This is a genomic window from Coleofasciculus sp. FACHB-1120, assembly GCF_014698845.1.
Classification (GTDB): Bacteria; Cyanobacteriota; Cyanobacteriia; order Cyanobacteriales; family FACHB-T130; genus FACHB-T130.
The window spans coordinates 1-12,460 of sequence record NZ_JACJTV010000041.1 but is presented as its reverse complement, the minus strand read 5'-3'; the positions used below and the strand labels follow the sequence as shown (position 1 = coordinate 12,460).

The 12,460-nt window shown below is 45.2% G+C and carries 17 protein-coding genes, 1 pseudogene and 1 riboswitch; of the genes and pseudogenes, 5 read left to right on the top strand and 13 right to left on the bottom strand.

The window, feature by feature from the left end; all coding sequences use genetic code 11:
• Positions 1 to 24: 24 nt before the first annotated feature.
• Entirely contained in the window at positions 25 to 858 is an 834-nt protein-coding gene (locus H6H02_RS23750; protein WP_190822447.1) for a sulfite exporter TauE/SafE family protein, read from the top strand.
• A gap of 229 nt (positions 859 to 1,087) precedes the next feature.
• Here H6H02_RS23750 and H6H02_RS23745 read toward each other — a convergent pair whose 3' ends face one another.
• The 10 genes from H6H02_RS23745 to psbN form a co-directional block, all read right to left on the bottom strand.
• Positions 1,088 to 1,543: a cupin domain-containing protein gene (locus H6H02_RS23745; RefSeq protein ID WP_190526830.1), complete on the bottom strand. Its 456-nt coding sequence runs from the start codon at positions 1,541 to 1,543 to the stop codon at positions 1,088 to 1,090.
• Between the two features lie 70 nt (positions 1,544 to 1,613).
• Positions 1,614 to 2,393 (bottom strand): cysteine hydrolase family protein, encoded by a 780-nt coding sequence (locus H6H02_RS23740; RefSeq protein WP_190822445.1) that lies wholly within the window; start codon positions 2,391 to 2,393, stop codon positions 1,614 to 1,616.
• A gap of 217 nt (positions 2,394 to 2,610) precedes the next feature.
• On the bottom strand, positions 2,611 to 3,414 hold the full coding sequence (locus H6H02_RS23735) for an ABC transporter ATP-binding protein (RefSeq protein WP_190822443.1): 804 nt from the start codon (positions 3,412 to 3,414) through the stop codon (positions 2,611 to 2,613).
• A gap of 109 nt (positions 3,415 to 3,523) precedes the next feature.
• Positions 3,524 to 4,372, bottom strand: coding sequence for an ABC transporter permease (locus tag H6H02_RS23730; protein ID WP_190822441.1), 849 nt, complete (start codon positions 4,370 to 4,372; stop codon positions 3,524 to 3,526).
• The gene (locus tag H6H02_RS23725) at positions 4,369 to 5,388 is read right to left on the bottom strand and encodes an ABC transporter substrate-binding protein (RefSeq protein ID WP_190822439.1); all 1,020 of its coding nucleotides are present in this window, start codon (positions 5,386 to 5,388) and stop codon (positions 4,369 to 4,371) included. The genes H6H02_RS23730 and H6H02_RS23725 overlap by 4 nt, the downstream gene beginning before the upstream one ends.
• A gap of 28 nt (positions 5,389 to 5,416) precedes the next feature.
• A complete protein-coding gene (hypB, locus tag H6H02_RS23720) occupies positions 5,417 to 6,127 on the bottom strand; it encodes a hydrogenase nickel incorporation protein HypB (RefSeq protein ID WP_190822437.1) in 711 nt (236 codons plus the stop codon).
• A complete protein-coding gene (gene hypA / locus H6H02_RS23715) occupies positions 6,111 to 6,497 on the bottom strand; it encodes a hydrogenase maturation nickel metallochaperone HypA (RefSeq protein ID WP_199329518.1) in 387 nt (128 codons plus the stop codon). The genes hypB and hypA overlap by 17 nt, the downstream gene beginning before the upstream one ends.
• 3 nt (positions 6,498 to 6,500) lie before the next feature.
• Positions 6,501 to 7,694 carry an agmatinase gene (gene speB, locus H6H02_RS23710; RefSeq protein WP_190822435.1) on the bottom strand — a complete coding sequence of 398 codons (1,194 nt, stop codon included), beginning with the start codon at positions 7,692 to 7,694 and terminating at the stop codon, positions 6,501 to 6,503.
• A 116-nt stretch (positions 7,695 to 7,810) separates the two neighbouring features.
• Positions 7,811 to 7,944: riboswitch (guanidine-I (ykkC/yxkD leader) on the bottom strand.
• Between the two features lie 149 nt (positions 7,945 to 8,093).
• Positions 8,094 to 8,216, bottom strand: a complete 123-nt coding sequence (locus H6H02_RS27795) for a hypothetical protein (protein WP_277922592.1) — start codon at positions 8,214 to 8,216, stop codon at positions 8,094 to 8,096.
• 82 nt (positions 8,217 to 8,298) lie between these two features.
• Positions 8,299 to 8,430 carry a photosystem II reaction center protein PsbN gene (gene psbN / locus H6H02_RS23700; RefSeq protein ID WP_190822433.1) on the bottom strand — a complete coding sequence of 44 codons (132 nt, stop codon included), beginning with the start codon at positions 8,428 to 8,430 and terminating at the stop codon, positions 8,299 to 8,301.
• A gap of 83 nt (positions 8,431 to 8,513) precedes the next feature.
• On the opposite strand from psbN, the gene psbH reads away from it, so the two are divergent.
• The 4 genes from psbH (at position 8,514) to H6H02_RS23680 (ending at position 10,273) form a co-directional block, all read left to right on the top strand.
• Positions 8,514 to 8,717: a photosystem II reaction center protein PsbH gene (gene psbH / locus H6H02_RS23695; RefSeq protein WP_190411417.1), complete on the top strand. Its 204-nt coding sequence runs from the start codon at positions 8,514 to 8,516 to the stop codon at positions 8,715 to 8,717.
• A gap of 134 nt (positions 8,718 to 8,851) precedes the next feature.
• Complete coding sequence (locus H6H02_RS23690) at positions 8,852 to 9,124, top strand: TatA/E family twin arginine-targeting protein translocase (RefSeq protein WP_190822431.1); 273 nt, start codon at positions 8,852 to 8,854, stop codon at positions 9,122 to 9,124.
• A gap of 344 nt (positions 9,125 to 9,468) precedes the next feature.
• Positions 9,469 to 9,915 (top strand): transposase family protein, encoded by a 447-nt coding sequence (locus H6H02_RS23685; RefSeq protein WP_190822429.1) that lies wholly within the window; start codon positions 9,469 to 9,471, stop codon positions 9,913 to 9,915.
• Positions 9,899 to 10,273 carry a hypothetical protein gene (locus tag H6H02_RS23680; RefSeq protein WP_190822427.1) on the top strand — a complete coding sequence of 125 codons (375 nt, stop codon included), beginning with the start codon at positions 9,899 to 9,901 and terminating at the stop codon, positions 10,271 to 10,273. The genes H6H02_RS23685 and H6H02_RS23680 overlap by 17 nt, the downstream gene beginning before the upstream one ends.
• A gap of 162 nt (positions 10,274 to 10,435) precedes the next feature.
• On the opposite strand, the gene H6H02_RS23675 is transcribed toward H6H02_RS23680, so the two are convergent.
• From H6H02_RS23675 to H6H02_RS26910, 3 genes and pseudogenes are all read right to left on the bottom strand, one after another.
• Positions 10,436 to 11,206, bottom strand: a complete 771-nt coding sequence (locus tag H6H02_RS23675; RefSeq protein WP_190822425.1) for an anti-sigma factor — start codon at positions 11,204 to 11,206, stop codon at positions 10,436 to 10,438.
• 7 nt (positions 11,207 to 11,213) lie between these two features.
• Positions 11,214 to 11,804 (bottom strand): sigma-70 family RNA polymerase sigma factor, encoded by a 591-nt coding sequence (locus H6H02_RS23670; protein WP_190822489.1) that lies wholly within the window; start codon positions 11,802 to 11,804, stop codon positions 11,214 to 11,216.
• A 474-nt stretch (positions 11,805 to 12,278) separates the two neighbouring features.
• Positions 12,279 to 12,460: pseudogene (locus tag H6H02_RS26910) on the bottom strand (IS630 family transposase); the annotation flags it as partial.

Genomic DNA, 12,460 nt, shown 5'->3' with positions numbered 1-12,460 from the left:
CTTCAGTCGTCAGGCATTTTTATTATGACAACCACCAGTTTATTGATTTTTGCGATCGCTGGACTGTTTGCCGGAATTCTCGCGGGATTTTTAGGCATTGGCGGCGGTACGGTTCTTGTCCCCTTATTAGTCGCTTTAAAATACACACCCGTGCAAGCCGTTGGCACCAGTAGCCTAGCGATTTTAATCACAGCAATTTCTGGTAGCGCCCAAAACTGGCGGATGGGGTTATTCAGCTTCAAAAGAGTGATTGCTATAGGATTTCCGGCTGTAGTCACTGCACAAATTGGGGCTTATTTAGCAACCCAATTTCGTCCCTATTTACTGCTAACAGCTTTTGGCTTATTGCTACTTTTAAATATTTACTTAGTTGAACTACGCAAGCAGTTGACAATCAAAAAGAAGCAGGAAGAAGAACTACAAATTCAAGGCAGCCACGAATCTACTATTCCTAGAAATTCAAACATCTTCTTCAATCCAAATTTTGCCAGAATTGCCACTGGTAGTGCTGCTGGGATACTCGCAGGTTTATTTGGGGTTGGTGGTGGTGTAATTATGGTGCCGCTGCAAATTTTACTTTTAGGAGAAACTATCAAAGTTGCCATTCAAACCAGTCTAGGTGTCATCGTGATTACAGCTATATCAGCGACTATAGGACACGCTTTCAGAGGCAATGTTTTGTTAGTTGAAGGACTGCTTTTAGGATGTGGTGGCTTCTTGGGGGCGCAAATAAGCACGCGCTTTCTCCCCAAATTGCCCGATGAAGTCGTCAGCTTAGCCTTTCGCACCTTGCTAGGAATTTTATCAATTTATGTTTTTTGGCAAGCATGGCAAAATTATAACAATTTTAATAATTAAACTTACCAAAGAACCTCTTTTTAGATAAGTTTAAACTTTAGCCCACGATAAAGTGACTTTCTAGATTTATTGAATTCATTTGTATTAATTTATAGATAACAATCCAATTTTACTTATCAGATACTAGCAGTTCAGATACCCGACTTCTGCGAGAAGTCGGGTATTTTGCCTTCACTGATGACTCGTAACTAATAACTAAGCAGACAAACCGTTTCTTTCTCTCAAACCTTTAGCAGGCGACAAGCGCATCTGAACGATTCAGAACTGTTAAATCTTCCTCATCCAACTCGACGGGGACGCCGCTGCGAATTAGTTCCACAAAATCCTCGTTGGGAACCATAAAGCACAGCGTATACAAGCGATCGCAACCTGTATTTTCAATTTTATGAATCCCCGTCGGCGGTACTAATAAGCTGTCTCCAGGGCGAATCGGGACGGTTTTGCCGTCGCAAGTTGCCAGTCCTTGCCCCTTGAGGACAAAAAACATCTCCACCGCCATTTGGTGACGATTGGGAGGAGTTTTCCCACCAACATCAAAAATTTCTACACAAAAAGTTAATGAAACGTTAGCGCTTGCCGGATCGAAGACAATCGCTAACCGATTACTATCCTCAGGACTGATGCGAAAGGCTTGATAGTCTCTGGGAGACTTGACGATCGGAATCATGCAACGGGACGAGTCCATCGGGCATTTCTCCTCTAAAAGAGAGCAATATGGCTAATGGCTAATTGTTCGTTACCATTGGCGATTAGCATTAGCGATTAGCCAACTGAATTGCTTCTACGATAGCTTGAGAATCTGCCACGAAACCAAAACACTGTTTTACGTTATAAAGAGTAGCTTGCCAGCAATACTCTGGGGATGTGGTAGCAGTACCATCCTTCACCAAAATGCAGTCATAGCCAAGGAAATTAGCATCTTGCAGCGTTGCCATCACGCATTGATCCGCATTAACTCCGGCAAAAAACAAAGTCGTTTTTCCCAGGTTCCGCAGGATGCTGTCGAGAGGTGTATCCCAAAAACCGCTCATTCGGTACTTATCGACGCGGATATCTTCTGGTTTTGGTTCCAATTCATCCACCACCGCCGCCGCCCAACTGCCCACCATCAGCACTGGCGCACCATTCGCGGGTAGCGGATCTCCTAAACCCACACCATCGCCCGTGGGATTATAAACATGGCGTACACTGGCGCTGATATTCAGTAAGTCGGGGCGGTTCCCCCAGTTAATCCAAATCACCGGAACGTTTGCCGTTCGCAATTCTGGCAACAGCGTTTTAAGCGGATTGATCGGAGTTCGGGCGGGTGTCACATCTACGCCAATGTGGGCTAGCCAGCCATCGGGATGACAGAAATCATTCTGCATATCAATCACCAAAATCGCGGCTTTTGCCAAATCCAGGCGTAGCGTCTTGGTTTCTGTGGCTAGGGTAACAAGCTGCGGTTTTATAGGAGGGCGCGTGATATCGGCAATTTCTGCATCAACTGCCCAAGCATTCGGCGGTACGCCCAAGGTACGGAGGGGTTGATTCATAGGGAGAGTGCTAGGGGGCAATCTTGAGAAATACTACTTTTTCTGCCCAGGACTCTTAAATTTTTCTATTTCTTAACTTCAAGTTTGAAGCATATTCCCAAACCTAACCCCCAGCCCCTTCCCTTGTAGGGAAGGGGAGCCATTTTCAAAGCCCCTCTCCGATACGGAGAGGGGTTTGGGGAGAGGTTCCGGAACAAGAATGAAACAATCTTGTTGCTTAAACCACCATCGGTAACTCTTGAAAGGTACTTTTTAATAAAGTTTTATCTTCCTCGGCACGGAGGAGTGCCATCACCTGATCCTTATAATCCTGAAACAGAGGATTGCACTTAATGTCATAAGTGCGATCGCTTGGGAGTTTTATACTTAATTCTTCTTTAACCGTGCCTGGACGCGAACTCAGTACATAGATGCGTTGAGAGAGAAAAACTGCTTCCTCAACATCGTGAGTAATCATAAAAATTGTTGTCCGCGTGCGTTGCCAGACTTGCAGTAAAAATTGCTGCATCGCTTCTTTCGTCTGCACATCCAACGCCCCGAACGGTTCATCCATCAGTAAAATTTTAGGTTGCGAGGCTAAAGCACGCGCGATCGCTACTCGTTGCTTCATCCCGCCTGAGAGTTCCTTCGGAAGTGACTTGGCAAACCCAGACAATCCCACCACATCTAGATAATAAGCCACCCGTCGCCGTCGTTCTATCGAGGAGACACCTTGCAGCTTTAAACCAAATCCCACGTTCTCTGCAACCGTCATCCACGGATACAGCGTATAGCTCTGGAACACCATCCCCCGATCAGGACCAGGGCCTGTCACGCGCACCCCATCGACCAAAACTTCCCCCGCCGTGGGAGTATCCAATCCAGCAATCAACCGCAGCAATGTTGACTTACCAGAACCCGAAGCACCTACCGCACAAATACATTCTCCCTCTTCAATCTGCAAATTGATATCTTTGAGGGCAACGAGCGAACCGCGTCGGATTGGAAATTGTTTATGGAGTTGAGAAACTTGCAAATGCATAATGAGTGATGATTTTAAGTTGTTAGATTGAATTGCCCACTGTAATCGTCATTAGTCACTAGCACCGAACGAATCATTCAAAACCAATGACTGCTAACTACCCCTTTTCTTAATCATTAGCCCACTTACAAGACACGCGTAGTAACAATCGAAACAAAAGATCGATCGTCAGACCAATCAAGCCAATTACAATCAGCCCCGCAAAAATTTCATCAGTCTTGAGGAATCTTTGGGCGACACTAATACGGCGACCCAAGCCTTCTGTCGCTGCCACCAACTCGGACACGATGACTAAGTTCCAAGAAGCTGCCATATTGACGCGACCCGCATCGATAATACTCGGCAGGATAAAGGGAAAAATCACTTGCAATAAAACTTGCTTTCGCTGCCCGCCCAAAGTGTAAGAAGTTTCCAATAACTCTTTCGGTACAAACTTCACGGCATCCATCACCATGAGCGTATTAAAAAATAGCGTTCCGATAAAAATCAGCAGAATCTTTGGTTCTTCTCCCAGACCAAAATACAAAATTAGCAAGGGAATAAAAGCCGGTGCTGGCATATAACGCACAATGCCAATAATCGGTTCCATCAGCGCTCGAATGCTGGAAAAAGTTCCCATCAGTATTCCTAAGGGAATTGCAATCAGCGCTGCCAGAGAAAAGCCACTCAGAACGCGAAACAGGCTATAGGTAATATCTTTTTGCAAATCGCCAGTTGCTAAAAGCCTCTGAAAAGCACCCCAAACTTGAGCGGGAGTCGGCAAAAACAAAGGCGCGACTATCCCAGCATTGGAGACTATCCACCAAAGAGCAACCGGGATAAAAATTGACAGAGCCATTAAAGTCCATGCCAATTTTTTAGGAATATCCTCACCAATACGCCAGAAGACGCTAGGCGATAACATTTTGCGAGGACGAGCGGAATTATTTTCCGGCAAATCTTCAGCGTAGCGGTTCATGATTTTTGCTTTGCCGCGTAGGCTTTGATAAACTGATCGTCAAATATTTGGCTGAGATTTGGAGTTTGTTTAGCTAACTTCGCCTCGATTAAAAATTTGCTAATTTCTTGAGCGGCGTAACTCAAAGAGGTCATGTCATTACCGGGACTAAATGCTTTCAAGTTGTCTTCAATGCTGAAGATTTTCGTCCCAGCTTCGTATTTCTTGTATTCGTCAACCGTGACCCCAGCGCGTTTTGCCATCGTGGCGTAAGCTTTGTCAGGATTGGCGCGGATAAACGCCAACGTGTCGAACCAAGTATTGACCAAAGCTTGCACGTCTTGAGGACGTTCGGTAATTAGTTTTCGACTGACAGTTAAATGGTCGGGAATTGCTCCTGGAAAGTCTTTAGAACTGAATAATTCTTTACTTCCAGCACGTTCTAGCGCCTTGCTGGTAAATGGTGCAAAAACTCCAACTGCATCCACCTGACCCGCAACAAAAGCAGCTGAGGCTGCGCCGGTTTCTAAAGGCTGAAAAGTAATATCAGCCTGGGTTAAACCCGCTTTTTTCAGTCCGAGAAGTAGCAAGAAATGATCGACGGTTCCTTCTTCAGCAGCGACTTTTTTCCCTTTGAGGTCGGCAATACTATTGATACCTTCCCGAACAATAATTTTGTCGTTGCCCGTTGAATTGTCATTAACTAATACAATCACTTGATCGGAACCAGCAGCCACTGAGCTGATCGTGTCATTCAAGGTTTGGGTATTAGCGCTTAGTTGACCAGCATTGAGGGCGTTAATGGAATCTAAATAGCCATCGAACCACTTCAAATTCACATTAACTTTGTTCGCATCAAACAGCTTTTCTTCTTGAGCCACCTGCCAGGGCAACCACCCAGGCCAAACACTGAAACCCATTTGGATTGTTTCAGTTTTTGAGGATGTAGCAGTTTGCTGGGGGTTAGCACAACTAACCGTAATGACGAGGCTGAGCAAAAAGACCGAGAATAGAGAAAGTAACTGGCGGGTCTTCATTGAGTCTCACTTCTTACTAGCAGGCTCATTAGGCGGGTAGCATTTCTGTTGCCGTAGCAGATGAACGTTGATTTAAAACTTGCGATTTTACCCAATTAAACCAATGTTCTAATCCCTCACCCGTCTTGGCAGAAACCGCAATAATTGTGACATGAGGGTTCATCTGACGGACGTTAGCGGCAATGCGATTAATATCAATATCGAGATAAGGAGCTAAATCGATCTTGGTAATTAACAAACAATCTGCTTCTTGAAACATCACCGGATATTTGAGCGGCTTATCTTCTCCTTCAGTCACGCTCAACAAAGCAACTTTTATGTGTTCTCCCACTTCAAACTCAGCAGGACAAACTAAATTACCGACATTTTCAACCAGCACTAAATCAAAATCCACAGGATTATATTGGTGTTCTAGTTGATGAATTCCTCCAGCTACCATCTTGGAATCCAAGTGGCAGGAACGCCCCGTATTAATTGCAATGACAGGGACGCCATATTGACGCAAACGGTCGGCATCCAACTCCGTCGTCATATCCCCTTCAATTACGGCGATTTTCAAATCATCCGTCAAAACTGCAAGCGATCGCTCTAAAAGTACCGTTTTACCCGCTCCAGGACTACTCATAATATTGAAACAAGTAATCCCCCACTCATCGAAATGCGCCCGGTTATGATCGGCTCCTTTCTGATTAGCATGGAGCAAGTTAATTCCTAATGCAGCGTCAAATGTTTGGTGCATAAGCCTTTTTATTTGCCTCGTCAAAAATGTACTCAATCCGGTCAATTTTCAGTTCTCTCCCTGAGCGAATATCCTCCATCGGTGAGTCACACTCAGGGCAGCCGTATTGCAACCCAACTTGGGGTGCATATTCTTGTTGGCAGCGGTGACAAAAGGCAATCAGCGGTGTTTCCTGAATTACCAGTTCTACCCCTTCTAAAAAGGTGTTACCAGTCTGTACTTCAAAAGCAAATTTTAGACTGACAGGTTCGACACAAGTGAACTTACCAACAATTAAGTGAATCTCGGTAATCTGGGGGCGCTCGGTCTGGGATTCCCACCAGTCTTTTACTGTGAAAATGAGCGCCTTTGTCATGTCAGTTTCGTGCAAGGCTCAACTCCACTCTGCAACTAATTCTGGTTGGGCGTAGGGATGAATGTATGCGGCTTTCTCTTTTCGGGGTAACTGCCCTGACAGAACTAGATGCGCCATCGTGTCGCAAATCACTCGCGTCGCCATCAAAGATGTCATGTCGCTGATGTCATAAGGGGGCGACACTTCCACCACCTCAAGTCCGCAAACGGGTGCTTTCTGAACAATTTTGCCCAGCATATAAAGAGCCTCACGGGGCAATAATCCGCCCGGTTCAGGCCAACCAGTTCCAGGGACAAAACCGGCATCAATGCAGTCAATATCAAAGCTGATATAAACGCAGTCGGTTCCGTCTAAAGCCCTTTCTAAAGCGAAGTTTACCGCTGCATCCAAACCCATTTCTGTGATGTCTGTAACCGTCAGAATATTCGTGGCTCGTTCTCGACAAACTTTCACACCTTGACGGGGCACTTGCCAGCCGCCGATTCCTAATTGCACGAGGTTTTTTGGATTAGCATTTTTGATGTTTGTGGCATGGAACCAAGGGCAGGTGTGCATGCGTTCATCGAGGTCTGTTTCCTGGGTATCGACGTGGCGATCGAAGTGAATAATCCCCATTTTTTTATCCCCTAAGTGGCGGCAAACTCCGCGCACTGTAGGATAGCCAATTGAATGATCGCCTCCCAAAATTATTGGGAAAGCACCGGAACTAAAGATGTGAGCAATTCCTTTAGAAATTTGGTCAAATGACTTTTCGTTATTTCCCGGAATTGTGAAAATATCTCCGACATCACACAGAGTTATTTGCTCTCGCAAATCAACACCTAATTCAAAGTTATAGGGCGTATACAAAGCCGAAATCCGCCGAATTCCTTGAGGACCAAACCGGGTTCCAGGCCGGTAGGTGGTGCCAGAATCATGCGGTACGCCTACAATTGCAACATCGTATTCACCGACTTTTCGCACATCTTCTATATAAGGCGCTTTCAGGAAGGTGTTAATGCCTGCGTAGTGGGGAAGTTCACCGCGAGAGAATGTGGAAATAGAGCGATCGCGTATACTTTCTGCTGCCTCTAATCCAAACTCTAACCCTTTTGCCACCTCCTGTTGCCAGCCTGTCATTGGCAGATGGGTTTCTTTCTCTAAGGCGCGACTCGCTTCAGTAGACGGCGGCTGAAAATCCGAATTCGAGTTTTGAGAATTTATGTCAGTCATGTTTGGAAAAATGGGATGTTTCGTCAGTCTAAAAGCTCTATTTTTTCTCCCAAGTCAAAGAAGACTTGCAAAAACAATAGCCCGGGTAAGCCATAACAGATAAGCTTCTGCTATGTACCTCCCGGGCTTTTCTCCCGCCGTGTAACCAGTCCGTGTTTCAATTTCTAAAAACACTCTATGACTGATTCGCTTCTCTCGGACCAGCCGTTTTAATCTTGAGACTTAAACCGGAACCCTAGAAGCTATTAATTTTTTTTACCCGATAGCTATCAATATTTGTTGGATGAACTTTGAAAGCTTAAATGTATAGATATCAATAAATTTTAAGGGAGAATGTAATCAAAGTTACAATTGGGCGGATTCCCCCCTGGGGGGAATCCAGAGTCAAGCGATCGCTACCTAATCGCTACCTAGATAAACGGCATCCCATCCTACAGCCGGGATTTCACACCGAGAAGATTCACATCCTACTGGACGCCACAGCCAAACCTGGATGAAACGACACCAGGTTTGGCGCATCATCAGCGCCCAATTAGGACAATCTTGTGTAGTTGCGCCTACCCCTCAGAGCGATCGCTCTACACAAGCCAATCGTCGGAAAGCTTTAGTCTTCATGATCTTCAAACGGATCGTTCAATTCCTTAGAAGGAGGGCCGAACGCAGTGTAGATGGTGAAGCCAGTGATGGCGACGAGAAAGGAAGCGATAGAAATGCTAAGAACTGTTGCGGGTTCCATAGGTGAGATAATTTATGAGAGCAGTTCCTATACAATATTACAAAACGTTAAAAACTTCTGTCGAGAGTGATCCTAGGAAAGCTATGGCACAACGGACTTGGTTAGGAGATGTCCTCAAACCCCTGAACTCTGAATATGGGAAAGTATCTCCAGGTTGGGGCACTACGCCATTGATGGGCGTCTTTATGGTGCTATTTTTGGTCTTTTTACTGATTATTCTGCAACTTTACAATTCCTCTCTCCTCGTTGAGGGTGTTGATGTCGATTGGAAAAGCCTAGGGCGTTAATCGACTGCAATCTGGCGCGAAGCCCTTAAGCTTTACATAAAACGCCACGATGAAAAAACACTTAATGCTTTCCCGGCTAGACCGGGTTTTTTTGTCAGTTCTATACTAAAGTTAACGTTTGCAAGAGAAATCCCATGAATATCTTTGGCATCGGTCTGCCGGAAATGGCACTGATTATGGTTGTAGCTCTTTTGATTTTCGGCCCCAAAAAGTTGCCAGAAATTGGTCGCAGTATGGGCAAGGCAATTCGCGGCTTCCAGGAAGCATCCAGAGAATTTGAAACCGAGTTCAAGCAGGAAGCAGAGCAAATAGAACAAGCTGTCAAGACACTTCCTGAGTCTGACTCAGAGAAAGTAGCAAACGGGAAGTCAGAGAATCACGCAACTAGCTCATCGCAACACAGCTAAAACTGGCAATTCTCGTTCCGACTATCGCGATTTTCACTCTTAGTGGAATATACAGGAACCTCACCCCCAACCCCTCTCCTTAAACGGCTACCGTGTACACACAAGTCTTTTTGAACTGGCAAGTCCCGTTTTGATCCCCCCAGCCCCCCCTTAAAAAGGGGGGCCATCAAGTCAAAGTCTCCCTTTTTAAGGGGGATGCAAGGGGGATCAATCAACGTTTTGCCAATTAATGAAAGATGTGTATACACCGTAGCCTTAAACGGAGAGGGCAGGGTGGTTTCATACAGCGGGAGAAAAATCAGAATACTTATAAGAATCTCTAAACATCTACGGTTGGAAACAATATGAATCTGATCGAGGAGTTGCAAAAAATCCCAGACTATCGACACATTCGCGGACGCACACATGAATTGTGGTTGGTACTACTGCTGATTTTACTGGGAGCCATGAATGGGTATTGGGGCTACCGACTACTTGAAGATTTTACCGTTGTACACAGACAAAGGTTGATACAACTGTTAAACCTGGAAGATACAATCAAGTTTCCTTCCTACTCAACATCCCGATGTATTCTCAAAACACTCGATTTTCATCCATTAAGATGCTCTGCACTGCCAAAAAAAACCGTCCAGCAAATCATCTGTGGTGGTAATGACTACTTAATTGGACTAAAAGAAAATCAGCCTACACTTTACAAAATGGCTCACGCCTCAACTACAGCAGGATATCCCACTATCGTGCGCCATGAGTGTCGAAGCGATTCTTTCTCGAGTAGTGCAGCGCCAGTGTAAGGTTTTCCCGGTTCCCGAAAAAATCCAAAAAACCTGGTCTGGGCTTAAAGCCTTTGTCGTTGTTGAACGTTCTGGTGTCCGCGAATGCCAGCCTTTTTATGAGCGTCAGTTCTACATTTCTAGCCAATGTCTGGAAGCCGAACAGTTGCTTGCCGATAGCCGAGGACATTGGGGAATAGAAAATCGGTTGCATTGGGGAGGCAGCGCGGTGGGCGGGTTCCCCGACTTGAGGCGACTGCCGTTCAAAAATGTTACATTTGTCGAAGATTTCCCGTCCCGTCGTGGTGGGAATGCTCCAGTAAATTGGACGATTTTGCACACCTTTTTTATCACGATTGCCAGATTTCTTGGTTTCTGAACTATCCCTCAAGCACAACGTGCTTTATCCAATCAACTCGATTGAGTTTTTTCTCTGTTTGTATGAAACCACCCTGCTAAATCCCCCTTTTTAAGGGGGATTTTTCTAATTTCTTAAGTCCTGAAACCTGGCATTTTTCCAGCACTCATTGCTTCCCCTCTGCTACAAACTACTTTCAACCATAACTGCCGGACCGACTGGTTGCGGAGGTAGGCTAGAGGGTTCTAAGGTAACAGCTAAGGTTGAGGTTGTAGCACCACAAGCACCGACGGGAATGGAAATTTGCTCTAAAACAGTTCCCCCCTGACTTGCCCCAAAATTTGCACAAGGTATCTTTTTCTCGTCAACAATTGCCCAAAGTCGATAAATTTGACCAGATGGGGCAACCGGAAGATTTTGAAAGGCAATTACCGCTTTTTGTTCATCCAGATTGACGAGAATACTTCCAGAAGCCCTATTTGCATTCTCTGTACCTGTGAGCGTGTATAAACGGGTATTTCGCTGTTGTAGCACCTCAAGGGCATCTTTCTGAGCCTGCACCGTTTGAAGTTCTTGCCGCAGACGAGATTGCACTATCTTTAGATTTTGGCGCAGACGATAATTGTCAAAAGCGAAAGCCAGAGCTAACAATGCTGCCAAACTAGCAAAAAGTTTGCTCCAAGGAAAAGAAACCTGTTTTGGGGCGGGTTCGGGATTGATTGCCGGATTGGCTGCTTCCAGAATCATCGAACGCAGATGTGGGGGAGGTGTGACTTCAGGAAGGGCGTAGGGCAAGAGGTCTAGCGATGCCTGCAAACGACTCACTTCTTCAGCCAGTTGCGGATTTTTTTCGAGAATTTGCCTAAATTCTTCCGCTTCTTCAGCGCTAAGATCGCCGAGAACATAACCTGCCATTAATTCTTCTAAGTTTTCGGGATTTAAAGGTTCGGTCATGGTTCAACTATTTTAGAAAATCTTGTAACGTTTGCCTCAATTTCAGTAGTCCCTGACGAGCGCGAGTTTTGACCGTCCCTAAGGGGATATTTAGTTGAGCCGCAATTTCCGATTGACTGAGACCTTGGTAGTAGGACATTTCTAAGATTTGACGCTGATTTTCTGAAAGTTGCGCCAAGGCATCCCGAACTTGCTGCGATCGCTCTCCTAATGAAGCCAGCTCAAAAGGGCTTGCAGAGCTGATTTCAGTCGTCATTGTTTGACCCCAACGCTCCAGAAATTTGTGGGTGGTGCCACGAGAGCGAAGTTTGTCAATCGCACGCGATCGCGTCATTACAGTTAAAAAGCTACTAAGAGTACCACGAGCGGGATTGTAAGTATTAGTACGCCACAGATGCAGAAAAATCTCTTGAGTGAGGTCTTCTGCTTCTTGGGGATTTTGCAAAATTTTTAATGCTAACCCATAGACAAGAGCGCCATAGCGGTCGTAGAGAGTGCCCAGAGCAGAGGATTGACCAGCTTTAAGTGCTTGAAATAGCTCTGTATCCATCCGGGGCGTTGTGTTTGTTGATTTGCCATCGAGAGAGTCAGGATGCATGCGTTCTGGAGAGTAGGTCTTAAGCCAATCACTCTTCAGAGTCAATTGCAGGACTTGATTGTTCTGCATCTCTCACAAGAGATAAATTTCCTTTTGCTTCCTTTTTCTTTAATACGATCTAAAAGACTTATTGGATCTCTTTCAACAAAACCGCTGAACGCCTCCGTAATTTTACGAGTAGTGAAATCCAAAATCTTAGTAGAATCATAAGATTTGAAAATCCTGTTAATTTGTCAATGATGTTTCTACTTAATTATGTCGCTGATTAAGCTTCGAGTTTTTGAGGAGCCTCGAATGGAATGGTTCTGGACAATCGCTGGGGTACTTGCTGCGCTCTAGGTTGCGATCGCGTTCGGGGTTCCTAGACAAATTGCCTTGGTTTCTGGGCTTTTTTGAGTTGCTGCATCATGTCAGAAAATCAAGCAAAGCCTTATATCAATTAGGTTTGAGTTTGACACAAATAAGTTTAGACTTCTAAATCCCTGCTAAGACTAGCGCCTCGATGATAAATTTCCATCCTGTAACAGATGCAATAATGGTTTGGTTTAGATCCTGTAGAGCTTTTTTTACTCCAAACCTTAACTCATCGAGATTAGTAAACAGCTCCCACTTGAGCGCTTTTTTGATTTCTGACCACAACCGCTCAATCGGATTGA

What these genes read in the sequence shown, in the direction of transcription:
- H6H02_RS23750 (WP_190822447.1), top strand. Translation starts at nt 25, where the DNA reads ATGACAACCACCAGTTTATTGATTTTTGCGATCGCTGGACTGTTTGCC.
- H6H02_RS23745 (WP_190526830.1), bottom strand. Translation starts at nt 1,543, where the DNA reads ATGGACTCGTCCCGTTGCATGATTCCGATCGTCAAGTCTCCCAGAGAC.
- H6H02_RS23740 (WP_190822445.1), bottom strand. Translation starts at nt 2,393, where the DNA reads ATGAATCAACCCCTCCGTACCTTGGGCGTACCGCCGAATGCTTGGGCA.
- H6H02_RS23735 (WP_190822443.1), bottom strand. Translation starts at nt 3,414, where the DNA reads ATGCATTTGCAAGTTTCTCAACTCCATAAACAATTTCCAATCCGACGC.
- H6H02_RS23730 (WP_190822441.1), bottom strand. Translation starts at nt 4,372, where the DNA reads ATGAACCGCTACGCTGAAGATTTGCCGGAAAATAATTCCGCTCGTCCT.
- H6H02_RS23725 (WP_190822439.1), bottom strand. Translation starts at nt 5,388, where the DNA reads ATGAAGACCCGCCAGTTACTTTCTCTATTCTCGGTCTTTTTGCTCAGC.
- hypB (WP_190822437.1), bottom strand. Translation starts at nt 6,127, where the DNA reads ATGCACCAAACATTTGACGCTGCATTAGGAATTAACTTGCTCCATGCT.
- speB (WP_190822435.1), bottom strand. Translation starts at nt 7,694, where the DNA reads ATGACTGACATAAATTCTCAAAACTCGAATTCGGATTTTCAGCCGCCG.
- H6H02_RS27795 (WP_277922592.1), bottom strand. Translation starts at nt 8,216, where the DNA reads ATGATGCGCCAAACCTGGTGTCGTTTCATCCAGGTTTGGCTGTGGCGT.
- psbN (WP_190822433.1), bottom strand. Translation starts at nt 8,430, where the DNA reads ATGGAACCCGCAACAGTTCTTAGCATTTCTATCGCTTCCTTTCTCGTC.
- psbH (WP_190411417.1), top strand. Translation starts at nt 8,514, where the DNA reads ATGGCACAACGGACTTGGTTAGGAGATGTCCTCAAACCCCTGAACTCT.
- H6H02_RS23690 (WP_190822431.1), top strand. Translation starts at nt 8,852, where the DNA reads ATGAATATCTTTGGCATCGGTCTGCCGGAAATGGCACTGATTATGGTT.
- H6H02_RS23685 (WP_190822429.1), top strand. Translation starts at nt 9,469, where the DNA reads ATGAATCTGATCGAGGAGTTGCAAAAAATCCCAGACTATCGACACATT.
- H6H02_RS23675 (WP_190822425.1), bottom strand. Translation starts at nt 11,206, where the DNA reads ATGACCGAACCTTTAAATCCCGAAAACTTAGAAGAATTAATGGCAGGT.
- H6H02_RS23670 (WP_190822489.1), bottom strand. Translation starts at nt 11,804, where the DNA reads ATGCATCCTGACTCTCTCGATGGCAAATCAACAAACACAACGCCCCGG.